We start from the raw sequence: 24157 nt of genomic DNA, 5'->3' as shown, positions 1-24157 counted from the left end.
GGCTTACTGCTCGTGCTTCTTGTGAGACAGAGTCTTGGAGGTACGCGCCAACACCGTACCCACCCCGCCGAGGGCAAGGGCAGTGAAAACGAGAAGCGGGATCGGGCCACGCAGTGCCGTGAGGTTACGGTGGCTGCCAGCCTCTTGGTGTTCCCCAGAAGTGCTCGCCTGATGGCCGACGTCGTTGACTCCGGCATTGGCGTCCGAGTCCACCGGATCGGCCGCTGGAGCGTCGGATTCCTTACTGTTCAGGTAATGACTGACCCAACTGGATATACCCGTCACGTCGCCTACGGATCTGCCGGCATTTGCCGCTGCGGCGTCGTCACCACCGGAACCTTGTCCTGTGGATCTCGTGCCGCCGTCGCTGGTCTGAGGCGCACCTGCCTGACCATTGGATCCAGCGGGCGCCTGTGTTGCGTCGCCTCCCGATGCCGGCCTTTCGCTCGGCGAGGGGTCCGAACCGGCATTTCCTGGTACCGTACCCTTGCTTCCATCACTTCCTGAATCTCCGACGGCTCCTCCCGGTTGGGGAGGTACCACGTCTTGACCCGGATCCGGCGCAGGCTGAGCGTCCGGGAGAGCAGGCTCTGGCGCCTGAGTCGGCTCCTGGGCTGGCTCCTGTGGAGGCTCCTCCGTCGGATTCTGAGCGGGCTGTCTACTCGGGCTTTGAGTCGGCTGCTCTGTCGGCTCTTCGCTGGGGTCGGCCGTCGGCTGCTCTGTCGGCTCTTCGCTGGGGTCGGCCGTCGGCTGCTCTGTCGGCTCTTCGCTGGGGTCGGCCGTCGGCTGCTCTGTCGGCTCGTCGCTGGGGTCGGCCGTCGGCTGGCCCGTGGGTTCCTGAGTGGGGGTGCCAGTAGGCTCCGAGGGGGTCGGCGGCACGGACTCCGAAGAACTACTCGTTGAGTCGTCCGTGGCTGAGTTGCCGTCGGGTTGACCTGATGAGGATTGGGTGACGGTCGGGGCCGCCGGTCCCGTCGAAATGCTGGGAGTGTCCGTCACATTTTCGGCAGCCGCGGCGGACACCGTCGTGAGACCAGCCACACCGATGACGGCGGCGCATGCCGCGCAGCGATACACCAATCGCTGTCTTGCGCGGTCTTTCTCGTCCGGCATGTGGCTGCTACGAATGATTCCTACCTCTTCGAGATGCTCTGGTCAGTCGGGCGGCCCATGAACGAGAGCCTTTGTCCTGCGACGATACCCGCTTAAATTGAATGTCAGATCGCTGGGGTATCCTCGAGGATGTGAATTCACATCGTCTTGCCCGCCTCAGAACATTCAGTTTAGGACGCTCCGTTGCAAAGGTACAGAATGGCTGGTCAGCGCGAAAGGTGTGGGCTTGTGGCCTAGCCGCTTCGGTCCTGGTGGTCAGTGGATGCTCGTCCGCGGTGACGGTGGACGCGGCCCCTGATGCCACGAATCCGGATTGCGCCAGAGCGCTCGTCGCAATGCCGGACACCCTTGCCGGGCAGGACAAGCGGGAGACGACGGCCCAGGCCACTGCGGCGTGGGGCGATCCCGCGACGATCATCCTCAAGTGCGGGGCACGCGTCAAGGAGCCGGTCCAGGATCCGTGTGTCCGGGTCAACGACGTCGATTGGACCCTGCGGCAAGATGGAGGGGCCAAAGAGTCCTCCGAACCGAGTGAGTCTTCGAGCTCGACCTCGGGCACGAGCGTCGACCAGGGTCAGTCTCTTGACGGAACGGGAACGTGGACAGCCACGTCCTTCGGACGTTCCCCGGCCATCCAGGTGACGTTCGACGCTGCCAAGGTCAATTCCTCGACATTGCTGGTGGATCTGCAATCGGCTGTGAACCGCATCCATCAGACCAAGGAATGCACAGACGTCTCTGACAATCTGGACTTGTCCAAGAATTGACCGGTCCGGTGCCGGGATCCGAGGATCACGGTGACACCTCGTGGCTGCGGTCAGCGCAGCCCCGGGACCCTGTCCAGAGCCAAGCGGATGAGGCGATCCACGAGCTGACCGTAATCGATCCCGGATTCTGCCCACATCATCCCGTACATTGAAATCGGGGTGAAGCCCGGCATCGTGTTGACCTCGTTGATGATCACGCGCCCGTCGTCCGTATAGAAGAAATCGCAACGGGACAGGCCCTCTCCGTCAAGGGCCAGGAAAGCCTGAACCGCTTTTTCTCGGATGGATGCCTGGACTTCTTGCGGCAGATCGGCCGGGCAACGCAGCTCGGACGAGGCGGTCTCGACGTATTTGGCCTCGAAGTCGTAGAAGGCGTGATCCTCTCCGACCATTTCGATTTCGCCCGGGTGGGATGCTTGCGGAAGCTCGTGACGGAATCCGTCCAAGACCGCGCACTCAATCTCACGGCCGCTGATCTCTTCCTCGACGACGATCTTGGGGTCCAAAGCCTGCGCCTGGTCGATGGCTTCCTCGAGATCCGCCCAGTCTGCGACACGAGTAATGCCGCAGGAGGATCCGGCCCGAGCCGGTTTGACGAAGATAGGGAGAGCCAATTCCTTGATCTTTCGCAAGCTGGCCTGCCGGTCGTTGACCCAATCGCGGGCCGAAATCACCCGATAAGGACCTACTTCCAGGCCAGCCGATTCGAAGGCGACCTTCATGAAATGTTTGTCCATACCGACCGCGGACGACGTCACGCCCGCACCGACGTACCGGAGATTGGCCAATTCGAGCAGTCCTTGGACCGTTCCGTCCTCGCCGAAGGGGCCGTGAAGCAGAGGGAAAACGACATCCAGATGAGGGCCCTCGCCGAAGGTGCCGTCGTCGTACTTGAGGTACATTCCTTGGCTGGAATCGCCCATCGGCAGCGAGACGCGAGGGCCTTCCCCGGAGAAGCGGGGAAGCACCACGCCATCCATTAATTTGTTGAGTTCTGCTTCGCTGCTCAGGTGCCAGGTCCCCTCGGGTGTGATGCCGATCAGAACTGGTTCGTACTTCTCGTGGTCGAGGACCCCAAGGACCCCCTTGGCGGTGATGAGTGAGATCGAGTGCTCGGAAGAGACTCCCCCGAACAAGATCCCAACGGTGGTACGACCGGTCGATGCAATGGTGGTCATGGGCTCTCTCTCACGAAATTCTTGGGTTGATGTTCTCTGGTGACCCGGATGAGTCAGTGCCCCGGAGCGCTGGTTCCTTCGGGGCCCCCGTGCGGAGTCTCCGCCTTGAGCTGACGTCCCAGCAGCATCGGCTGGAGCTGGTCAACGGTGACTTGCGAAGCCAAGACCGCCGAGACCGCCTCGGCGATCGGCATTTCGACGCCGTTGCGACGAGCCAGCTCCAAGACCACCGGAGCGGACTTGATGCCCTCAGCAGTCTGGGTCATGCGAGCCGTGACTTCCTCTTCACTCAAGCCCAGGGCCAGAAGCTTTCCGGCCGTGTGATTTCGAGAAAGAGGTGATGAACAGGTTGCCACGAGGTCGCCCATTCCCGCTAGTCCTGCGAGTGTCTCCGGTCGTCCTCCGAGGGCCATGGCCAACCGCGTGGTCTCGGCGAGACCACGCGTCATGATGGATGCTTTGGAGTTGTCCCCATAGTCGCGCCCTTCGCATATGCCTACGCACAAGGCGATCACATTCTTGACGAGTCCACCGATTTCCACGCCGACGACGTCGGCCGAGGTGTACGGGCGGAAATAGGACGTGGCGCACACCCTGCTGACCAGCCCGGCTGCATATTCGGACGGCGATGCGACGACGGAGGCCGTGGGCTGGTTCTGGATGATTTCCTTGGCCAGGTTGGGGCCCGAGACGACGGCGATGCGATCCGCTCCGCCCGGGAACACCTCGGCGATGACTTCGGACATTCTCAGGCCCGTACCTCGTTCCAGACCTTTCGCCAAGGACACGAGTACCGCATCGGTGGGGACGAGGACGGCCATGGATTTCAGCTGCTCTCGCAGGACCTGAGCCGGCAGCGCCAACACGACGACGTCAGCACCGTCGAGCGCCTCGCGAGGATCCGCGGTGTATGCAAGATCCTCGGGCAAACGGACATTCGGGAAATATCGGTCGTTGACACCGGTTTTGGCCATGGCCTGCATCGCGGACTCATCGCGTCCCCACAGGACAGTCTCCCAGCCGGGCTCCTGCTCCGATTCCGTGCGAGCTGCATCGGCGGCGATTTTGGCAAAAGCGGTACCCCAACTGCCCGCTCCCAAAACCGCCACCTTGCGTGGCGTCGGAACGGTTGACGGAACGCTAGGGGCCTGGGCGGTATCGCTCACGATGTTCCTTCCGGTCTTCTGCCGCGTCGTTCGTCGCCGCGGAGTCTGGCTGATCTCGGGTCAATCCTCGTTCGACGAGGTTCGACCGACCCTCTTCCTCAGGTGGGGGTCCCACCGTCCATCCGGGGCCTTCTCACCGCGAAGGCCCTCGACAAGGGTCGTCAGAGCATCCATCATGCGGTCGGTGGCTTCGGAGAGTGCCTTTTGGCTGACGTGTTCGGTGCGATCCTCTCCCCGGAGATCGGACAGGTCCAGCGGATCGCCCACCACAACGTGTACTCGTTTTCTGGGGAAGGGACGCGGACGCGTGGCCTTGGGTGCCAGGAATTCCTGGTCTCCCCAATGCGCGATCGGAATGACCGGTGCACCCGTGGCTAATGCGAGACGAGCCGCGCCCGAACGACCCACCATCGGCCAGAGTTCCGGATCCTTGGTCAAGGTGCCTTCCGGATAGATCAGCACGGCTCCGCCGGCGTCGACCACCGCCCGTGCGCTTTCCAACGACTTGCGTGCTTCCATGGAACCGCGGAATACGGGGATCTGAGCGGTGCGGCTCAGAACAGTCCCAAGGACAGGGACGCGGAACAGGGATTCCTTGGCGAGGAAACGCGGAATGGTTCCGGACATGTAAACGGGGTAGGCCACCGACATAGGGTCCACTTCCGTTACATGATTCGCGATGACGATGTACCCGTCATCCCGTTTGAGTTTCTCGACCCCGGTCCATGTCTTGGCCATGGCAAGATCCAGGACGTGCCGTACCACGAAGGCAACGCAGTGGAACAGGATGTTTCCGCCACGGCTCGGCGTCGTGGTCTTGATGGGTCGGTTCTTCCTCGTCTTTTTCCCCTGCGTTGCCCGGTCCTCGCCTGCCATTGCTACTTGGCCGCCATGTTTTCGAGGTCGAATTTAGCTCCCAGGCCCTCGAGCTTGTCGACGAACCGCTCGTAGCCACGGTTGATGAGCTCGACTCCTGTAACGTGCGATTCCCCCTCACCGGCAAGCGCCGCGATGAGGTGGCTGAAGCCTCCTCGGAGGTCGGGGATGTTGATGTCTGCGCCGTGCAACGGAGTCGGTCCGGAGATGACCGCTGAGTGAAGGAAGTTACGCTGACCGAAGCGGCAAGGCACCGACCCCAGGCACTCCCGGTGCAGCTGGATCGAGGCGCCCATTCGATTCAGCGCACCGGTGAATCCGAATCGGTTCTCGTACACGGTTTCGTGGACGATCGATACACCATCCGCCTGCGTCAAGGCGACCACGAGCGGTTGCTGCCAGTCGGTCATGAAACCCGGGTGAACGTTGGTCTCGACAATGAGCGAGTTGAGCTTTCCGCCGGGATGGTAAAAACGGATGCCCTCATCCGTGATGTCGAGGCCGCCGCCGATTTTCCGGAAGGTATTGAGGTAAGCCATCATGTCTGCTTGCTGGGCTCCACGGACGAAGATGTCTCCGCCAGTAGCCAGCGCCGCCGAACCCCACGAGGCTGCTTCGATCCGGTCCGGCAGAGCACGATGGTTGTATCCGCTGAGGTTGGGCACTCCTTCGATGTGGATCACCCGGTCGGTCTGGACCGTGATGATCGCACCCATCTTCTGGAGGATCGCAATGAGGTCCATGATCTCGGGTTCGGTGGCCGCTCCACGCAGCTCAGTGTTGCCTTCGGCGCGCGTTGCTGTCAGCAGGACCTGCTCGGTCGCCCCGACGGACGGGTACGGCAGGTCGATTTTGGCGCCCTTGAGCCCCTTGGGTGCAGTCATCCGGATACCGGAGGGCAACTTGTTGACCTCGGCGCCGAAGTTCCGAAGCACTTCGAGGTGGTAATCGATGGGACGGTCACCGATTTTGCAGCCGCCCAGATCGGGGATGAAGGCTTCGCCGATCGCGTGCAACAAGGGGCCGCACAGGAGAATCGGAATGCGGGAATCGCCGGCGTGGGCATCGATGTCCGCGTGTCGTGCGACGGACACGTTGGTCGGGTCGAGGCTCAAGTCGCCGTTTTTCGGGTCCTTGGTCACCGTGACGCCGTGCAAGGACAACAGGTCCGTGACAACGTTGACGTCCTTGATCTCGGGAACGCTGCGCAATACCGACGGAGTTGCACCGAGCAGGGCCGCGACCATGGCCTTGGGGACAAGGTTCTTCGCTCCACGGACCGATACTTCTCCGCGAAGCGGCTCGCCGCCCTCAATGTGCAATGCGCCGATCATAAAGTTCCAATCCTCGTGTGTTCAGGCCCGGTGGGCCCCAGTGATTCCGGCGTGTCCGCAGGTGACACGCATTCTTGAGCTATTTTACGGTACCAACCCCGGGACAGATTCCGGCCTTCCGCCGGACTGCAGCGAACACAATACCGGACCGACTTGTTCCTGCTTAACGTCGACGGGCCGCGCCCCATGCACCGTAGGTGTGTCATGGGCGCGGCCTCTCAGTGGATGCCTCGTCGAGGTCAGGACTTCGCCGGTAGCGTACGTGGTTTAAACGCAGGCCTCGTTTCTTCGAAACGAGTGATCTGGTCCTCTTGCTGCAGGGTCAAGGAAATATCGTCGAGTCCGTTCATGAGGCGCCAGCGGGTGTACTCGTCGATCTGGAACGGTACTGTCAGCGAACCGCACGTCACGTTCTTGCTCTCCAGGTCCACGGTCACTTCGATCCCCGGATTTTCCTCGATGGACTTCCAGATCAACTCGATGTCCTGCTGGTCCAACTGGGCTGCGACAAGGCCTTGCTTACCCGAATTGCCACGGAAGATATCAGCGAAGCGGGCCGACAGGACGACCCGGAACCCGTAATCCTTCAGTGCCCATACGGCGTGTTCGCGTGACGAGCCTGTACCGAAGTCCGGCCCGGCTACCAGGACGGACGCATTCCGAAAGGGCTCCTGGTTGAGGACGAACTCGGGATCCTTGCGCCATGCCGCGAACAAGGCGTCATCGAAACCGGTTTTGGTAATGCGTTTCAGATATACCGCGGGAATGATCTGATCAGTGTCTACGTTCGAGGCGCGTAACGGCGCCGCGACTCCGGTATGAGTCGTAATTGGTTCCATCATCTTCTCCTAAATGTCCAGCAGATCGGAGGGTGAGCTCAGGGTTCCTTTGACCGCGGTCGCCGCAGCGACCAATGGCGATACCAAGTGGGTACGTCCGCCCTTGCCTTGACGGCCTTCGAAATTCCGGTTCGACGTCGAAGCGCACCGCTCTCCGGGCTTCAACTGGTCCGGGTTCATGCCTAGGCACATCGAACAACCGGCAAAACGCCACTCGGCTCCGAATTCCTTGAATATCTGGTCCAGTCCCTCTTCTTCGGCCTGCAACCTCACCCGAGCCGAGCCTGGAACCACCATCATCCGCACGTTTTCAGCTTTGCTGCGACCTTCGATGATGGCCGCAGCGGCCCGAAGGTCTTCGATACGCGAATTGGTGCAGGAGCCCAGGAACACGGTGTCGACCGGAATGGCTTTCATCGGGGTTCCGGCTTTCAGATCCATGTATTGCAGCGCCTTGGCCGCCGAGGCCTTGGACCCCTCGTCCGGTGCGTCCTCAGGATCGGGAACGCACTCGGACAGCGGGACGCCTTGGCCTGGATTGGTTCCCCAGGTGACGAATGGCTCGAGCTCATCGCCGTCGATGACGACTTCGCGGTCGAATTTCGCATCTTCGTCAGTTCGCAAAGATTTCCAGTACTCGACCGCCTGGTCCCATTCCTCGCCTTGGGGCGCATGGGGTCGGCCCTGAACGTAGTCGAAGGTCGTCTGGTCGGGAGCGACCATGCCTGCACGCGCCCCGGCTTCGATGGACATATTGCAGATGGTCATGCGGCCTTCCATCGACAGCTCCTCGATGGCGCTTCCCCGGTACTCCAGGACGTATCCCTGGCCCCCGCCCGTGCCTATCTTCGCGATCACGGCAAGAATGATGTCCTTTGCCGTCACGCCCGGTTTCAGGTGACCGTTGACGGTGATCGCCATCGTCTTGAAGGGTGCCAACGACACGGTCTGCGTCGCCATGACGTGTTCGACCTCGCTGGTTCCGATGCCCAGGGCCAACGCCCCGAATGCGCCGTGGGTCGAGGTATGAGAGTCGCCGCAGACCACGGTCATCCCAGGCTGGGTGAGACCGAGCTGCGGTCCGACGACGTGCACGATCCCCTGTTCCGCGTCACCGAGGGAGTGAATGCGCACGCCGAATTCTTCGGCGTTGGCGCGCAAGGTTTCGATCTGCTGACGCGACGTCTGATCCGCGATCCTGGAGAAAATATCTTCCGTAGGAGTGTTGTGGTCTTCCGTGGCGATCGTGAGGTCGGGTCGCCGCAGTTTCCGCCCGGCAAGACGCAGTCCTTCAAAGGCTTGGGGCGAGGTCACCTCGTGCACAAGGTGAAGATCGATGTAAATGAGATCGGGCTTGCCGTCTTGCCCCGATACGACTCGATGGTCTGCCCAGACCTTTTCGGCCAAGGTCATTGGGCGATCCGGTGAATCCGCCATGGTGTCCTCCGAAGTCCTGTGTGTTTGCGGAATTCATTGTGCCGAGGATTCGCCGGGGCTTCCACAACGTGGACTTGCATTCCAGCATTTGAGACTCCACCATGGTGGGTATGAGCGAAACCCCTGATCCAACACCGACCACAAGCCCGGCCGCAAGAGATACAGATGGAATCCTCGGCGGCATGGGTACGGCCAATCCCATGTCGGTCAGGGTTCACCCCAGCGGCGTAGGCGTTCTGGACAAGGCCACCCACATTCTGGATTGCCTGGAAGCGGGTCCGGCAAGTCTCTCCCAGCTCGTGGAGGCTACCGGACTCGCGCGCCCCACCGCCCATCGCTTGGCCGTCGCCCTGGCCCATCACCGCCTGGTGGCCCGCGATGTCCAAGGCCGATTCGTCCTGGGGCCGAGGCTCGGTGAGCTTGCTTCGGCCGCGGGCGAAGATCGCTTGATTGCCGCGGCCGGCCCCGTGCTCAACCAGTTGCGCAACCTCACCGGAGAGTCAGCGCAGGTCTATCGACGGCAGGGCGAGTGGCGTATCTGTGTCGCTTCCGCCGAGCGCCCGATCGGCTTGAGGGACACCATTCCGGTGGGCACGCAGCTGTCCATGAAGGCGGGATCTGCCGCACAGGTGCTCATCGCCTGGGAGGATCACAATCGCCTTCTTGAAGGGTTACGCCAGGCTCGCTTCTCGGCCACCGTGTTGTCAGCGGTCCGCCGCCGGGGCTGGGCGCAATCGGTTGGTGAACGGGAACGGGGCATCGCCTCGGTTTCGGCACCGGTGCGCAATCCCTCTGGGAAAGTTATCGCTGCCGTCTCAATATCCGGACCCATCGAGCGGTTGACCCGCCAGCCGGGCCGTTTGCACGCCGACGTCGTCAGCCAGGCGGCACGTCAACTCACGGAAGCCTTGCGCGCACCTCAGTGAGGCATTGAAACGCCGTACCTTCACGGGAGAGCCCAGGAAGCTCGTTCAGGGCCTTCCGGGCCCCGGCGTAAGCCCCTGCATGCCTGCCCATAGTCACGGCGCGGGGGCTGCAGCACTCCTGACAACTGTTCATTGACCCCAAGCCCTCCAGAACTCACTCGCATCCTATGGCGCCCGGGCGGTGGTCTTGGTTGAGGAATTGCAAATTTCTTGCCACCGCGCCGGGAGAGCCGCTGGGTGAGATCCATGTGAATCACATGGTCTGAGCACTTCTGGAGGGCAAACGCCCAGACCGTGACATCGACACGCGCAACGAGCCCCTTAGGTTGTCTCGCCATTTGATTTTCAAGCTCCGCAGAGGCTCCTCCTGGATGATGCCCAATCCGGTCTCCACGCCCTATGAGGGGTGCGGCCCGATAATGCGCGGAGACCTGGACCGAACCATTCGCGCATTCGAGTCTCCACGGTGTCATCCAGACATATCCCGTACCGCCTCAGGCAGCTTACACACCGAGGTCACGCCACGGCCACATTTTTTGGTACCTGAAAGGAATGCCCCTGACGTGTCCTTGTCAGCGGGCGCCATTGGGATTGGGGCATTAAAAGCAAAAAGTCCGGCACCGAAATGCCGGACTTTTTGTAGCCTGTGACCCCAACCGGATTCGAACCGGTGTTGCCGCCGTGAGAGGGCGGAGTACTAGGCCGCTATACGATGGGGCCAAATGTCTTTTGCAGAGAATTACTTCCCCGCAATGACGACTCGATTTAGTTTACACATAACTGCGCATAGTTCCAAATCGAGATTTGTGAATTGCACCACTTGGAATAAATCCCAAAGGTACATTCGCTGGGATACCAGGACTCGAACCTAGAACGACGGTACCAGAAACCGCTGTGTTGCCAATTACACCATATCCCACTATGTCGTGAAGTTTTGACCCTCCAGCCGCATCTCCGCAACGAATAAATACTCTACAGCCCCACCCTGCCCCATGCAACCTGAAGTGGCGTGGTCTCCGCCACCCTACCGCACCAGAGACCAGACCCTGGAAGAAGCCCTGTCAGGGCTCTAAGGCCCCTTTCCCTCTCCGGCCCCCACGCAGGCTTCTGCCGAGGTGGCAGGAGCCTGCGTCGGAGGCGTTGTAGGGCTCAGGCCTCTGAGGCCGTCGCTAAGACCTGTCGAAGCGACTCAATGCGGGCCAAGGAGGACTCGCGGCCAAGGATTTCGAGCGACTCAAAAAGTGGCGGGGAGATCCGCGCCCCCGAAACCGCAATACGGACAGGCCCGAAGGCGAGGCGCGGCTTGATCCCCAAGCCGTCGACGATGGCGGTCCGAAGGGTTTCCTGGATCGATGCCGCATCCCACGACTCGAGGTCGGTCAGGGCCGTGTGCGCGGCCTCCAAGACCTCGGGCGCGGAGTCCTTGAGCTGCTTGCGCGCGTCGTCGGCGATCTCGATTTCATCGTCAGTACGGAACAGGAATCCAAGGAGTCCCGGAGCTTCACCCAACAGTTGCATACGTTCCTGAACTAGTGGGGCCGCCTCACGGAGAATCTGCCGTTCGCGCTCGCTCAGGGCGTCGTCCACGATTCCTGCGTCTCTCAAGTAGGGCAGGAGACGGTTTTCGAAGTCCTGGGGTTCCAGCATTCGAATGTGCTGACCGTTGATCGCTTCCGCCTTTTTGACGTCGAACCGAGCCGGATTGGCCAGAACGTCGTGAACGTCGAAGTTTTCGATCAGCTGGTCGACGGTGAAGATATCCTCGTCCGCCGAAAGAGACCAACCCAACAAAGAAAGGTAATTGATCAGGCCTTCTTTGATGAATCCTTCGTCGCGCAGCAAGAAGAGATTCGATTCCGGGTCTCGCTTGGACAACTTCTTATTGCCCTGCCCCATGACATAGGGAAGATGGCCGAATTCGGGAATGAATTCGGCGACTCCTACACCCACCAATGCGCGATACAGCGCAATCTGGCGGGGGGTCGAGGAAAGTAGATCTTCGCCTCGCAGCACGTGGGTAATTTTCATCAGAGCGTCGTCGACAGGGTTGACCAGCGTATACAACGGGCTTCCGTCGGCCCGGACCACGACGTAGTCGGGAACTGAGCCGGCTTTGAACGTGATTTCACCACGGACCACATCATTGAATGTGATGTCTTCATCCGGCATCCGCAACCGGAGCACCGGCTTGCGTCCCTCGGCTCGGAATGCAGATATCTGCTCTTCCGTCAGATTCCGATCGAAGTTGTCATAGCCGAGTTTGGGGTCTTCGCCCTTGGCACGATGCCGCTCTTCGACCTCCTGCGGGGTCGAGAAATCTTCATAGAGGTATCCCCCGTCGATCAGCTTCTGGATAACATCTCGATAGATCTCACCCCGCTGGGACTGGCGGTACGGCTCGTGAGGGCCCCCCACCCCGACGCCTTCATCCCACTCAATGCCCAACCAGTGAAGGGATTCGAGCACTTGGTTGAAGGACTCCTCCGAATCCCGCTTGGCGTCCGTATCCTCGATTCGGAAAACGAGCTTGCCTCCGGTGTGCCGAGCGTGGGCCCAGTTGAAGAGCGCCGTTCGGACCATCCCCACGTGGGGCGTGCCAGTAGGTGAAGGGCAAAAGCGCACGCGCACGGGACGGTCTTCGCTCACGGTCGGCTTGATAGCTTCGGTTGTCATAATGCTTGGCTACTCATCGCTTTCGTTTTCTGTAGTAAGCGGGGGAACTCCCCCGCCATTCGCGTCTTACTAGGCCCGTCGCATCCGGTTGACGAGCGCTCCGATGCCACCGACCTCGATCTCGACTTCTTGTCCGTCTTCGACCAGACCGACTCCGGCGGGTGTCCCTGTCAGAATCACGTCCCCCGGCAACAAAGTGAAGGCGTCAGAAATGCGGGAGACCAGTTCGGGCACGCCGAAGATCATGTCCCGCGTCGTTCCCTCCTGCTTGAGCTCGCCATCCACCCACGACTTGATAGGCAGGTCGTCGGTATCCAGCTCGGTCTCGATCCACGGTCCCAAAGGACATGAACCGTCGAAACCTTTCGCTCTTGCCCATTGCAGATCCGTCTTCTGGAGATCCCGCGCAGTCAGGTCATTGCCGCAGGTGTATCCGAAAACTACCTCGGGCACGCGCTCGATCGGGACCGATTTGCACATGCGACCGATCACTACGGCCAATTCGGCCTCGTAGGAAACCTCTTCGCTGAAATCGGGAAGGGTCACGGGATCACCGGGGCCGACAACCGAAGTATTCGGCTTCAGAAAGAACTGCGGCGATGTCGGCGCCTGGTTGCCGAGTTCACTTGCATGTTCGCTCCAATTTCGGGCAACACCGACGACTTTGGAGCGGGGAATGATGGGTGCGACCAGACGAACGTCCGCAATCGGGTACGTCTTTTCGGTCGGGTTGATTCCTGTGTAGAACGGGTCGCCAGCCAGAACGGTCAGGGTTTCCTGGCCGTCCTCACCGTCGACGCGTCCGTAAAACAGCTGGTCCTCGGCAGTAAATCGTGCAATGCGCATACGTCCAGGTTAGCGCGTACGCGACGCACCGTGGCCACTCCTCCACCGGCATGAAGCACCGGTTGGTTGCGACGGCCGCTCGCATCTGACTCCAGTGCCGGAACGTCGGGTCAGATCACCCGCGTCATCCACCCGAAGCGATCCTCGACTCGTCCGGTCTGAATGCCAGTCAGCTGGGTGCGCAGCCATTGAGTCACTTCACCGTTCGTCTGGCTCGCGGCTGGAATCTCACCGTCTTCGTAGAGCAAGCGGCCCATCGGAGCGATGACCGCTGCCGTGCCACAAGCAAAGATTTCGGTGATTTCGTCCTGTGCGATCCCCGCCTGCCACTCGTCGACCGTGATCGTCTTTTCGACCACCTTCATTCCGTTCTCCTGCGCCAGCTCGACGATCGACTTGCGCGTGACACCCTCCAGAATGGTGCCGGTCAACTTCGGCGTGACCAGAGTCCCATCCTTGAGGACGAAGAAGACATTCATGCCGCCGAGTTCCTCAACCGTGTGATCTCGATGCTCGTCGGTGAACATGACCTGCTTACAGCCCTTGGCTTCCCCTTCGAGCTGCGGAAGAAGACTCGCCGCGTAGTTTCCGCCGCACTTTGCTGCTCCCGTGCCGCCCTGGCCCGCGCGGGCATAATTCTGAGACCACCAAATGTCCACGGGCTCGGGGCTGCCGAAATAATTGGCCGCGGGCGACGCGATGACCTCGAACAGAGCCTCACGAGTGGGGCGAACCCCCAAGAATTTCTCGGTCGCAATCATGAAAGGCCGGATGTACAGGGAGGTGCCTTCCCCCTCAGGAATCCACCGAGAGTCTTTCTCGACCAGAGCATGAACCGCGTCAATGAAAATCTCGGTCGGAAGCTCGGGCAACGCGAGTCGCTTCGCCGAGCGACGGAAACGCTCGGCATTTGCCTCCGGACGGAAAAGCCACACGGAACCGTCTTGATGCCGATACGCCTTCAACCCTTCAAAGACTTCCTGCCCATAGTGGAAAACCGACGTGGCCGGATCGAGACTCAGAGGCGCGTAGGGCTCAATTCGAGCATGGTCCCATTCACCACCGGTCGAATAATCCCCCGTCCACTCGACCTTGGCGACGTGATCGGTCGTGAACTCGCCGAACCCGGGAGCGGCCAGAATTTCGGCAAGCCGCTCGGAAGAGGTCGGATACTGGTTCTCGGTGATGGTGAATGAGGAAGTTCTCAAGGTGGGCTCCGTTTCGAGCGAGTGTGCTGGTGTTCTGTTGTCCCCGACGGTCACCGCATCTTTGCGGTATCCGTCGCGTCCGGCGGTGGGGCGCTCAGGAGATTCCGGCGAGGATGGCTTGTCCGATGTCCACCGTCGTTCGTCGCTCGGAACCGTTATCCCTCATATCGGCCTCGACTGCGTCTTCGATGTTACCCGCCGCACGTTCATGACCAAGATGGCGCAGCAAAAGAGCGCTCGCGAGTATGGCTGCGCGAGGATCGGCAATACCTTGCCCTGCGATGTCCGGAGCCGAACCGTGTACCGGCTCGAACATGGACGGTGCCGTGAACTCGGCGTTGATATTTCCGCATGCGGCATAGCCAATGCCGCCCGAAATAGCACCAGCCTGGTCGGTCAGGATGTCGCCGAATAGATTGTCCGTCACGATGACGTCGAACCGTGAGGGATTCGTGGTCATGTAGATCGTTGCGGCGTCGACGTGAATGTAATCGGTGGAGACCTGTGGGTACTGCCCTGCAATACGGTCGAAGATCCGCCGGTAGAGGCCCCCGGCGTGAACCAGGACGTTGTGCTTATGGACCAAGGTGACGTGCTGGCGTTCGCGGGAGGCGGCAAGGTCGAAAGCATAACGGATCAGGCGTTCGACTCCGTGAGCGGTGTTCACGGAAACTTCGGTCGCGATCTCGTGCTCGGTGTCCTGCCGGACCGTGCCGCCGTTCCCGACGTACGGACCTTCGGTTCCTTCTCGGACGACGACGAAATCTATGTCGCCGGGATTGCTCAGGGGAGACACTGCGCCTGGGTAGAGACGCGACGGGCGCAGGTTGATGAAATGATCGAAGGCAAAACGCAGCTTCAAAAGAATTTCGCGCTCGATGAGGCCGGACGGGACCTTCCTCGAGCGGGGGTCGGCCCCGACGGCGCCGAAGAGAATCGCGTCGTGCTCACGCAGGGACGCGAGTTTGTCCTCGGTCAACGTCTGCCCTGTTTTGAGCCACGCTTCGGCACCGAGCTCGTAAGGTGTCGGCGAGACCTCGATTCCTTCGCGCCGGGCCGCGGTGGTCAGAACGGCAAGGGCCTGTTCGGTGACTTCGGGGCCTATACCGTCACCTGGGATGACGGCCAAATCGATATTGCGGGATTCCGTGCTGTCGGTCATAGGAATAAGCTAGCTCCGCCGAGGGCGACGTGACCACATAGTAGGACGGCTTCTCACCATGTGAACCAGACGTTACGTCTCCATGGTTCAGACACCGCGGACCAGGAGCGTTGCAACACCCGCCCAGGCTGCGGCCCAGAGGAACGAGGCGAAAGTTCCCAGGATGAACCGTTCGACAGCATCGGGCTTCTTGAGCTCGGTGAATCTGCCCAGGGCCTTGAGGGCCGCCAGAACGGTCAGGCCCGTCGGCCATCCCGCCAGGAGGGTTACCGCGACGCCGACACGTTCCAGAACTCCGATCCACAGACCGCCATGAAGGGAAGAATCGCGCTCGGGATCTTCGATGATCTGTTCGGCGGCGTCGGTGTCTCGTTTGCCCGAACGGTAGATTCGTCCGCTGCGCAGGGACAGTTGCAGAACAGCGGCCGTTACCGGGGACCCGGTCATTGCCGCCGACGCTGTGCCAAATACTACGGACAGGACTGCCACGAGCGGTTCGGAACGGGCCGAATACCCCTGGATGGCCCCACCGGTCGCCAGAAGGGCCGCCGCCGCCAGAAGTAGCACGAACGCAATGGTCCATATACGACGCGTCCGGATGCTGACTGCCGGGACCCTGAAGCAGGCAAAGGCCCCGAGAAGAGCGGAAATGACCATGATCAGAAGGGCTATTTGGCTCATGAGGCCCACTCCTTCTCCCCGGGACGACCGGGAGCATCGAGATACTCTGCCCAGCGGGTCATTTCTCGCTTGAGGTCTTCGAGTTCACGATACATACCTGCGGCCAACCGGCCGGATACCGCCTGTTGACTGATTTTCAACTGTGCGGCTATTTCCGCCTGCGTCTTGCCGGTGAGAGCCCACTCGTACGCTTCTCGCGTGGTGTCGCGGCGTTTCCCCCAAACCGCGATGACGGTCCGCAGACCCGCCTGAATTCCCGCGCCCAAGGGTGAATCCGAGCTGAAACCGAAGTGGTGCGCACCCGATTTCTTGGCCTCGTCGACGGCGTGGCGAGCGTTGATGTACGCCGTTCCTCGCCCCTCTCTGGCACTCCTCGGCAGAGGCTCTTCGATACGCCCCTGTCCCAAACCACAGTGCCATTCACCGCCCGAGGCCAGGCTCAGAGCACAGTCGATCGCCGCGCCGGCGTTGTCGAACACCGCTTGAGCCTCGTCTCCGGCTGTCCGGTCAAAGGGCAATACGGCCTCGCCCGAGACGGAAACCAACTGGGGCACGGCGTCGGGCCTTTTTCTGGAACCCACTTGATCGACAGTCAGAACGAACATGCTTCGATCCTTGCACCCCATCGGTCAACTTACAAGGTTAGAATCCGGTTCCTATGACTACCGGATTCTAACCTTGTATTAGCAATAACAAAGGCGGTCGTTGTCTTCTACTCGCTGGGCGCCTCGAAACGAGGGAAAATCCCCTGCGGGGCCGGCAACGCGGTCCCTGCTACGATGCGCTGCGGTAACGCCGCGAAGAGCCGTTGGTCTCCTTCGGGCTGCCCCAGCTGGTCCAACAGTTTGGCCATCGAACCGGGCATGATCGGTTGGATCAGGATAGCCACGATGCGAAGGCACTCAAGGGTCACGTACAAGACCGTTTCCATCCGTGTTTGGTCGGTCTTGCGCAGCTTCCACGGCTCCTGCGCCGTGAAATAGCGATTCACATCGGCGATGACCTTCCAGATCCGATCCAAGGCCCGATGATAGTCCAAGCTCTCGAAATCCTGCCGCACCGAAACGTACAGTGCATCGGCTGACTCCAGGATGGCCCGGTCCTGCGCGGTGAATTCATCGGGGCTCGGGACAGCCGCCTCGCAGTTCTTCGCGACCATGGACAGCGAACGCTGTGCCAGGTTGCCGAGATCATTCGACAGGTCGGAATTGATGCGTGAGACGATCGCGGGAGCACTGTACGAGCCGTCCTGACCGAAGGTCACTTCACGGAGCAGGAAGAAGCGCAGGGGGTCGACGCCGAAGCTCTCGACCAATTGCTCCGGATCGAGTACATTGCCCACGGACTTGGACATCTTGGCCCCGTCGACGAGTAAGAATCCGTGTGCGAAGACCTTTCGCGGCAAGTCCAGCCCAGCCGACCACAAGAATGCCGGCCAGTATATGGTGTGGAAACGCGTGATGTCCTTGCCGATGACGTGGAAATCGGCAGGCCAATACTTTCGGAAGAGTTCGCTGTCGGTATCCGGGAAACCGAGCCCGGTGATGTAATTGGTGAGGGCGTCGACCCACACATACATGATGTGCTTTTCGTTTCCCGGAACGGGAATCCCCCAGTCGAAGGTGGTTCGAGAAATCGAGAGATCCCTTAACCCGGACTTGACGAACGAAGCGACCTCATTGCGACGGTATTCCGGGTACGCAAACTCCTCTGATGCATAAAGGTCCAAGAGTCGGTCTTGGTACTTGGAGAGCCGGAAGAAGTAGGACTCCTCTTCGGTCCACTCGACCTCGGTGTCGGTAGGAATCGCATACCTGACTCCATCCTCCCGAACTTCGGTCTCGTCTTCTCCGTAGAAGGCCTCATCGCGTACGGAGTACCAGCCTTCGTATTTGTCGAGGTAGATATCTCCGTTGGCTTCCATGCGACGCCACATCTCCTGGCACGAGGCCACATGATCCGGGTCCGTGGTGCGTATGAAACGGTCATAGCTGATACCCAGGAGATCGTCCATCGCTTTGATTTTGGCCGAGTTCTGATCGGCCAGATCCTTGGCGCTGATGCCCTGTTTTTCGGCCGAGGTCTGCATCTTCTGACCGTGTTCATCCGTGCCCGTCATGAACCGGACGTCGTATCCGTCCAGGCGTTTGAATCGTGCCATGACGTCGGTCGCAATGTGCTCATACGCGTGACCGATGTGGGGATCGCCGTTCGGGTAGACGATCGCTGTGGTGATGTAGAAAGGCTCGGCTGAAGTGGAAGTCATGGCTCCTACTCTATAAGGAGAACTCGAGGCTTATCGGCCCCGGTTCGGTGGACTGTGGATACTGCATTTTCCGGTTTCATCGAACACGACGCCGCCCGCTCACCACGGTGAGCAGACGGCGTCGCGATGAGAATTCGACTGTACTCAGTCCGTGAGGGAGACGAACGCCGTACGGTCGGCCTCGATCGTCGACTTGATCGAAGAGACCATCTCGGGGGAAGCCGGGGAGTCAAGGGCCAGAACGGACAGCGCCCGCTGTTCCTTGGCTTGGCTCTCCCCACGCGAAACCTGCATTCCGGCGATGTTGATACTCGCGGTTCCGAGCAGCGTACCCATTGAGGCGATGACGCCGGGGCGGTCGCGGTAATCGAGAATGAGCATGTGGTCCGTCAGCCCGACCTCGAAATCGAAACCATTGACCCCGGTCAGCTTCTCGACCAGCTTGGGCCCTGTCACGGTACCGGACACGGAGACCTGGGTCCCATCGGCAAGGATGGCCGACAAGGTGGTCTCGTTGCGGAAGCCCTCGACTTCGGTGGTCGTGACCAGAGTCGTTTCGACCTCACGCTGCTCCGCAATCATGGGAGCGTTGACGTAAGAAACTTTCTCGGAGACCACATCGGTGAACACGCCCTTGAGTGCGGCGAGCTTCAGCGAGGACACGTCTTTGTCCGCGATTTCTCCGGCGACCTTGACCTCCACGCTCGTCAGGGGCGAATCGTGGGTCAACGCGGTCAGGACTCGGCCCAATTTCTCCGCCAACGGAATTCCCGGGCGCACGTCTGAGTCGATGGGTCCGCCGGCGACGTTCACGGCATCCGGGACCAGTTCGCCTTCGAGGGCGAGTTTGACCGATTTGGCAACCGATACTCCCGCTTTCTCCTGGGCTTCGACAGTCGAAGCGCCCAGGTGCGGAGTGGTAACGACATTGTCCATGCCCACGAAGCCTACGCCCTCCGGAGGCTCGGAGACGTATACGTCAATTGCTGCGCCCGCGATTTTGCCCGCCCGAAGCGCCTCGGCGAGGTCGTCCTCGTCGATCAGCCCTCCGCGGGCCACATTGACGACAAAGGCGGACGGCTTCATGAGATCAAATGCCGCGGCATCCACCATGCCGATCGTGTCCGGTGTCTTCGGCATGTGAATCGTGATGATGTCGGCTTCCCGGAACAACGTGTCCAGGTCCACCATCTGCGCACCGAGCGACGCCGCACGCGAGCTCGTGACGAACGGGTCATAGGCCAGAATTTCCGTACCGAAGCCCCGAAGCCGTTCTGCGACCAAACCACCGATGCGTCCCAGACCGATGATGCCGACCTTCTTCTCAAAGAGTTCGACGCCGGTGTACTGGGAGCGCCTCCATTGCCCGTCTCGCATGGAGGCGTCGGCCGCCGAAATGTTGCGGGACAGACCGAGAATGTGGCCGACCGTCAGCTCAGCCGCGGAAATGATGTTCGAGGTCGGCGCGTTGACGACCATGACGCCGGCCGCAGTGGCCGCGGCGATGTCGACGTTATCGAGGCCGACTCCAGCGCGAGCAACGACCTTCAGGCGACGGGCCGCTTCCAAGGCTTCCGCATCCAGCCGGGTCGCGGAACGAATCATGATCGCGTCCACGTCGGCTATATCGCGCAGCAACGATTCGCGGTCGGCGCCATTGGTCTTGCGAATTTCGAAGCCTTCGCCGAGGGCGTCGACCGTCGCGGGTGAGAGTTCCTCGGCCAGAAGGACAACAGGCGTTTCAGTCAAAGTCGGATTCCTTTGGAGATTGTTCGGTGCCAGAAATAGGGGAAATGAAAGACAAAAGGGGAACGGCCGGTCATCCGTTGCAGCGGATGACCGGCCGTTGGAGAACCGTCATCAGGTTCCGACGTTTAGCGGGCTGCCGAGCCGTCCGTGTAGTCGGCGTCGGAAGACTTCCAGGAGAACAGCTTGCGCAGCTCCTGGCCGGTCTTCTCGATCGGGTGGGACGCGCCCTTCTCGCGGAGTTCCTGGAACTCCTTGCCGCCGTTGGCCTGGTCGTCCATGAAGCGATGAGCGAAGGTTCCGTCCTGAATGTCCGAAAGAACGGCCTTCATGTGATCCTTGACCTCGGGGGTGATGATCCGGGGGCCGGAAACGTAGTCGCCATACTCCGCGGTATCGGAGCAGGACCAACGCTGCTTGGTGATTCCGCCCTCGTTGATCAGGTCGACGATCAGCTTGAGCTCGTGGCACACCTCGAAGTACGCGATTTCGGGCTGGTAACCGGCCTCGGTCAGCGTCTCGAATCCGTACTGGATCAACTGCGAGACGCCGCCGCACAAAACAGCCTGCTCGCCGAAGAGATCGGACTCCGTCTCCTCGGTGAAGGTCGTCTTGATGACGCCGGCGCGGCTCGCACCGAGACCCTTGGCGTAGGCCAGAGCGAGCTCGAGAGCCTTGCCGGATGCGTCCACCTCGACGGCAACCAAGGCCGGAACGCCGCGGCCCGCTTCGAATTCGCGGCGCACGGTGTGGCCGGGGCCCTTCGGCGCAACCATCGCAACGTCGACGCCGTCGATCGGCTGGATGTAGTCGAACCGAATATTGAACCCGTGGGCGAAGAACAGGGCATCGCCGGGCTCAAGGTTCGGCTCGATCGATTCCTTGTAGATCTTCGCCTGGACCTGGTCCGGGGTCAGGATCATGATGACGTCGGCTTCTTCGACGGCTTCCGCGACGGTCAGGACGCGAAGGCCTTCAGCTTCGGCCTTGGCCCGCGAGGACGAGCCCTCGGCGAGGCCGATACGAACGTCGATGCCCGAATCCCGAAGGTTCAGCGCGTGTGCGTGACCCTGGGATCCATAACCGATGATGGCGACGGAACGGTCCTGGATCGCCGCGAGGTTTGCGTCGTCGTCGTAAAAGATTTCAGCCATGGGATTGAGAACTCCTCTATCTTCCCCGCGGGCTCTTGCCCACGGTTGATGGTCTTCGTGGCCCGGCCACTAGGTTTTAAGCCTAGCCTGCCGGGTCACGGTGCGCCGGAATGTACCGATGCATGACAGGTTTATGAACGCTCCGCGAGACCAGTGAACTCGCCGAGACAACTAATTGCGGAGGGCCCTCTCGCTCATCGAGCGCACTCCGCGCCCGATGCCGAGGGTTCCGGCACGAACGATTTCTCGTATGCCGAAGGGTTCCAGCACCTCCAAAAGGGCCCGGAGTTTGTCCGGGGCCCCCGTGGCCTCGATGACGACCGACTCGGTGGAGACGTCGACGATCGAAGCGCGAAAAAGGTCTGCGGCCTGCGTGACTTGGATCCGGGTTCCGGCATCCGCGCGGACCTTGATCATGATGTGATCGCGTTGCACCGAGGTCTCCGATGGCAATTCCACGATCTTCAGAACATGAATCAACTTGTTGAGTTGCTTGGTTACCTGCTCGAGCAGAACCCCGTCCGCGTCAACCACCACAGTAATTCGGGAGATTCCCGGGACTTCGGTGGCACCCACGGCGAGGGAGTCAATATTGAATTGCCGCCTTGCGAACAATCCGGATACCCGGGCGAGCACGCCCGGTGTGTCTTCGACCAGGACAGACAGCGTGTGACGAGTCATTGTTATTCCTCTCCGTTCCAGTCGGGCGACGTGTCTCTGGCGATCTGGATCGCGTCGTTGGACACTCCCGCCGGGACCATCGGCCAAACCATGGCATCCGGACTGACAGTGAAATCGACCAGCACGGGCCGATCGTTGATCTCCAGCGCTTTTCGGATGGTTTCGTCGACGTCTTCGTCGCTCGTGCAACGGAACGCGGCACACCCGTAGGCCTCCGCCAACTTGACGAAGTCCGGGATCCTCCGGGAGTCGTGGCCCGTGTCGAGGTGGGTGTTGGAGTAACGGCCGTCGTAGAACAGCGTCTGCCACTGCCGCACCATGCCCAGCGAGGAATTGTTGATCACGGCAATCTTGATGGGGATGTCGTTCAGGACGCAGGTCGCCAATTCTTGGTTGGTCATTTGGAAGCAGCCGTCCCCGTCGATCGCCCACACAACGCGGTCCGGATCACCGACCTTCGCCCCCATTGCTGCGGGGACGCTATAACCCATCGTGCCGAGGCCCGCCGAGTTCAGCCATTGGCGCGGCCGCTCGTACCCGATGAACTGCGCGGACCACATCTGATGCTGTCCGACCCCAGAGACGTAGATCGCCTCAGGCCCGGTCAACTGACCGATCCGCTGGATGACGTGCTGAGGCGAGCCCAAGCCGTCGTCCGTGGGGACGTATCCGAGGGGGTACTCGTCCTTGATCCGATTCAGCATGGCCCACCAGCCGCCGAGGTCGCTTCGTCCGTCTTCGCGCTGAATCTCCTCGACGCATTCGACCAATTCTGGGATGACGGACTTCAGGTCCCCCACAATCGGCACGTCCGCGACACGGATCTTCGAGATCTCCGCGGGATCGACGTCGACGTGGACGATCTTTGCATTCGGGGCGAAGGAGTCGACGACGCCGGTGACCCGGTCGTCGAACCGCGCGCCCAGAGCAATGATCAGGTCCGCTTTTTGCATCGACGTGACAGCCGGGACGGATCCGTGCATACCCGGCATCCCCAGGTGGTGCGGATCCGAATCGGGGAATGCGCCGCGCGCCGTAAGAGTCGTGACCACGGGCGCATCGGTCACACGGACCAGTTCGGCGAGTTCCTGTGAGGCGCCTGCACGGAGGGTTCCGCCGCCGACGTACAGAACGGGTTGTCCGGCAGCATTCAGCAACCTCGCTGCTTCTCGGACCTGCTTGTTGTGCCCCCGGACAACGGGGTGATACCCGCGCAGCTGCATGTCCACCGGCCAGGTGAAGGACATCAGGCCCTGCTGGGCGTCTTTGGTGATGTCCACGAGCACGGGGCCGGGACGGCCGGTCGAGGCCAGATGAAAGGCTTCCATGATCATCCGCGGAACGTCCTCAGGACGGGTCGCCATGTAGGAGTGCTTCGTAACGGGCATCGTCATACCGACGATGTCTGCTTCTTGGAAAGCGTCCGTTCCCAAAACTTTGGACGAGACCTGCCCCGTGATCGCAACCATAGGGACCGAGTCCATATGGGCATCGGCCAGAGCGGTGATCAGATTGGTGGCGCCCGGACCGCTCGTGGCGATGCAGACTCCGACCTTTCCGGTGGCCAGAGCATATCCTTCGGCTGCGTGCCCGGCGCCCTGCTCATGACGAACGAGAATATGATTGATGATCTCGGAATCCAGTAACGGATCATACGTGGGCAGAATCGCCCCGCCGGGAAGACCGAAAACATCGGTGACTCCAAGTTTTTCCAGCGTGCGAATGACCGCTTCCGAACCCGTAATTCTTGGGGCGCTGCTCTGCGACCCTGAAGTCGAGGCGGCAACCGTGGCCGGCGTCGCCGACGATTCGTTGCTCATGTGATCGTCCTTCTGCTTCTGCTGTGTGCTGCGTTGCGGCGGTGTCTGTGGTTCCGCCTGGTGCTCGTTCGTTTCCGGTGGGATTCGACCTGACACGAAAAAACCCCTCGACCTAGATGTCGGTGAGGGGTCTGCGCGGTACGAGGTTTTCTCGTTCTAGGCCAGGTTTGCCGCGCGACCCGCAATAATAAGCGAGACGCGTACACCGGTAAGAACGAGAGACTCGTGATGTGCCATGAACTCATAATCCGGGTCGGGGCGTGAAAGGGTCAAAAACGTTTCAG

Annotated in this window: 20 protein-coding genes and 2 tRNA genes; 2 read left to right on the top strand and 20 right to left on the bottom strand. The window is 60.9% G+C overall.

Annotated elements, in window-relative coordinates; translation table 11 throughout:
- Nucleotides 1-3: 3 nt before the first annotated feature.
- A complete protein-coding gene (locus EWV35_RS03345; RefSeq protein WP_129658095.1) occupies nt 4-1113 on the bottom strand; it encodes a PT domain-containing protein in 1110 nt (369 codons plus the stop codon).
- A gap of 131 nt (nt 1114-1244) precedes the next feature.
- Between EWV35_RS03345 and EWV35_RS03340 the strand changes: the two genes are divergently transcribed.
- Nucleotides 1245-1880, top strand: a complete 636-nt coding sequence (locus tag EWV35_RS03340) for a DUF3515 family protein (protein ID WP_238654074.1) — start codon at nt 1245-1247, stop codon at nt 1878-1880.
- A 50-nt stretch (nt 1881-1930) separates the two neighbouring features.
- Here the strand turns inward: EWV35_RS03340 and EWV35_RS03335 are convergent, their stop codons facing one another.
- From EWV35_RS03335 to leuC, 6 genes are all read right to left on the bottom strand, one after another.
- A complete protein-coding gene (locus tag EWV35_RS03335; RefSeq protein ID WP_129658091.1) occupies nt 1931-3058 on the bottom strand; it encodes a D-alanine--D-alanine ligase family protein in 1128 nt (375 codons plus the stop codon).
- Between the two features lie 53 nt (nt 3059-3111).
- Nucleotides 3112-4224 carry an NAD(P)H-dependent glycerol-3-phosphate dehydrogenase gene (locus EWV35_RS03330; RefSeq protein ID WP_238654073.1) on the bottom strand — a complete coding sequence of 371 codons (1113 nt, stop codon included), beginning with the start codon at nt 4222-4224 and terminating at the stop codon, nt 3112-3114.
- Nucleotides 4225-4284: 60 nt separating this feature from the next.
- On the bottom strand, nt 4285-5100 hold the full coding sequence (locus EWV35_RS03325; protein ID WP_129658087.1) for a lysophospholipid acyltransferase family protein: 816 nt from the start codon (nt 5098-5100) through the stop codon (nt 4285-4287).
- A 2-nt stretch (nt 5101-5102) separates the two neighbouring features.
- Nucleotides 5103-6434 carry a UDP-N-acetylglucosamine 1-carboxyvinyltransferase gene (murA, locus tag EWV35_RS03320; RefSeq protein ID WP_129359832.1) on the bottom strand — a complete coding sequence of 444 codons (1332 nt, stop codon included), beginning with the start codon at nt 6432-6434 and terminating at the stop codon, nt 5103-5105.
- Between the two features lie 239 nt (nt 6435-6673).
- Nucleotides 6674-7273 carry a 3-isopropylmalate dehydratase small subunit gene (gene leuD, locus EWV35_RS03315; protein ID WP_129360156.1) on the bottom strand — a complete coding sequence of 200 codons (600 nt, stop codon included), beginning with the start codon at nt 7271-7273 and terminating at the stop codon, nt 6674-6676.
- 9 nt (nt 7274-7282) lie between these two features.
- Complete coding sequence (gene leuC / locus EWV35_RS03310) at nt 7283-8710, bottom strand: 3-isopropylmalate dehydratase large subunit (protein ID WP_129658085.1); 1428 nt, start codon at nt 8708-8710, stop codon at nt 7283-7285.
- A 182-nt stretch (nt 8711-8892) separates the two neighbouring features.
- On the opposite strand from leuC, the gene EWV35_RS03305 reads away from it, so the two are divergent.
- Nucleotides 8893-9636 carry an IclR family transcriptional regulator gene (locus EWV35_RS03305; RefSeq protein ID WP_394342429.1) on the top strand — a complete coding sequence of 248 codons (744 nt, stop codon included), beginning with the start codon at nt 8893-8895 and terminating at the stop codon, nt 9634-9636.
- Nucleotides 9637-10283: 647 nt separating this feature from the next.
- Here the strand turns inward: EWV35_RS03305 and EWV35_RS03300 are convergent.
- The 13 genes from EWV35_RS03300 to EWV35_RS03240 form a co-directional block, all read right to left on the bottom strand.
- Nucleotides 10284-10356 (bottom strand) — tRNA-Glu (locus EWV35_RS03300).
- A gap of 127 nt (nt 10357-10483) precedes the next feature.
- Nucleotides 10484-10555 (bottom strand) — tRNA-Gln (locus tag EWV35_RS03295).
- 230 nt (nt 10556-10785) lie between these two features.
- Nucleotides 10786-12309: a glutamate--tRNA ligase gene (gltX, locus tag EWV35_RS03290; RefSeq protein ID WP_129658083.1), complete on the bottom strand. Its 1524-nt coding sequence runs from the start codon at nt 12307-12309 to the stop codon at nt 10786-10788.
- A 69-nt stretch (nt 12310-12378) separates the two neighbouring features.
- Entirely contained in the window at nt 12379-13155 is a 777-nt protein-coding gene (locus EWV35_RS03285; protein ID WP_129658081.1) for a fumarylacetoacetate hydrolase family protein, read from the bottom strand.
- A gap of 110 nt (nt 13156-13265) precedes the next feature.
- Nucleotides 13266-14363: a branched-chain amino acid aminotransferase gene (locus tag EWV35_RS03280; RefSeq protein WP_129658079.1), complete on the bottom strand. Its 1098-nt coding sequence runs from the start codon at nt 14361-14363 to the stop codon at nt 13266-13268.
- A gap of 94 nt (nt 14364-14457) precedes the next feature.
- Nucleotides 14458-15525 carry a 3-isopropylmalate dehydrogenase gene (locus EWV35_RS03275; protein WP_129658077.1) on the bottom strand — a complete coding sequence of 356 codons (1068 nt, stop codon included), beginning with the start codon at nt 15523-15525 and terminating at the stop codon, nt 14458-14460.
- A gap of 87 nt (nt 15526-15612) precedes the next feature.
- Entirely contained in the window at nt 15613-16206 is a 594-nt protein-coding gene (locus EWV35_RS03270) for a hypothetical protein (protein ID WP_129658075.1), read from the bottom strand.
- Nucleotides 16203-16811: a hypothetical protein gene (locus tag EWV35_RS03265; RefSeq protein WP_129658073.1), complete on the bottom strand. Its 609-nt coding sequence runs from the start codon at nt 16809-16811 to the stop codon at nt 16203-16205. The genes EWV35_RS03270 and EWV35_RS03265 overlap by 4 nt, the downstream gene beginning before the upstream one ends.
- Nucleotides 16812-16918: 107 nt before the next feature.
- The gene (gene metG / locus EWV35_RS03260; RefSeq protein WP_129658071.1) at nt 16919-18472 is read right to left on the bottom strand and encodes a methionine--tRNA ligase; all 1554 of its coding nucleotides are present in this window, start codon (nt 18470-18472) and stop codon (nt 16919-16921) included.
- Nucleotides 18473-18616: 144 nt separating this feature from the next.
- Nucleotides 18617-20221 carry a phosphoglycerate dehydrogenase gene (gene serA, locus EWV35_RS03255; RefSeq protein ID WP_129658069.1) on the bottom strand — a complete coding sequence of 535 codons (1605 nt, stop codon included), beginning with the start codon at nt 20219-20221 and terminating at the stop codon, nt 18617-18619.
- 125 nt (nt 20222-20346) lie between these two features.
- Nucleotides 20347-21372 carry a ketol-acid reductoisomerase gene (gene ilvC / locus EWV35_RS03250; protein ID WP_129658067.1) on the bottom strand — a complete coding sequence of 342 codons (1026 nt, stop codon included), beginning with the start codon at nt 21370-21372 and terminating at the stop codon, nt 20347-20349.
- A 171-nt stretch (nt 21373-21543) separates the two neighbouring features.
- Complete coding sequence (ilvN, locus tag EWV35_RS03245; protein WP_129658065.1) at nt 21544-22053, bottom strand: acetolactate synthase small subunit; 510 nt, start codon at nt 22051-22053, stop codon at nt 21544-21546.
- Nucleotides 22054-22055: 2 nt separating this feature from the next.
- The gene (locus EWV35_RS03240) at nt 22056-23873 is read right to left on the bottom strand and encodes an acetolactate synthase large subunit (RefSeq protein ID WP_129658063.1); all 1818 of its coding nucleotides are present in this window, start codon (nt 23871-23873) and stop codon (nt 22056-22058) included.
- Between the last annotated feature and the right edge of the window lie 284 nt (nt 23874-24157).

Origin of the sequence: Rothia uropygialis (assembly GCF_004137765.1) — a bacterium.
Classification (GTDB): Bacteria; Actinomycetota; Actinomycetes; order Actinomycetales; family Micrococcaceae; genus Rothia.
The sequence above is the reverse complement of the archived record's forward strand: the minus strand, read 5'-3'. Positions and strand labels throughout refer to the sequence as shown.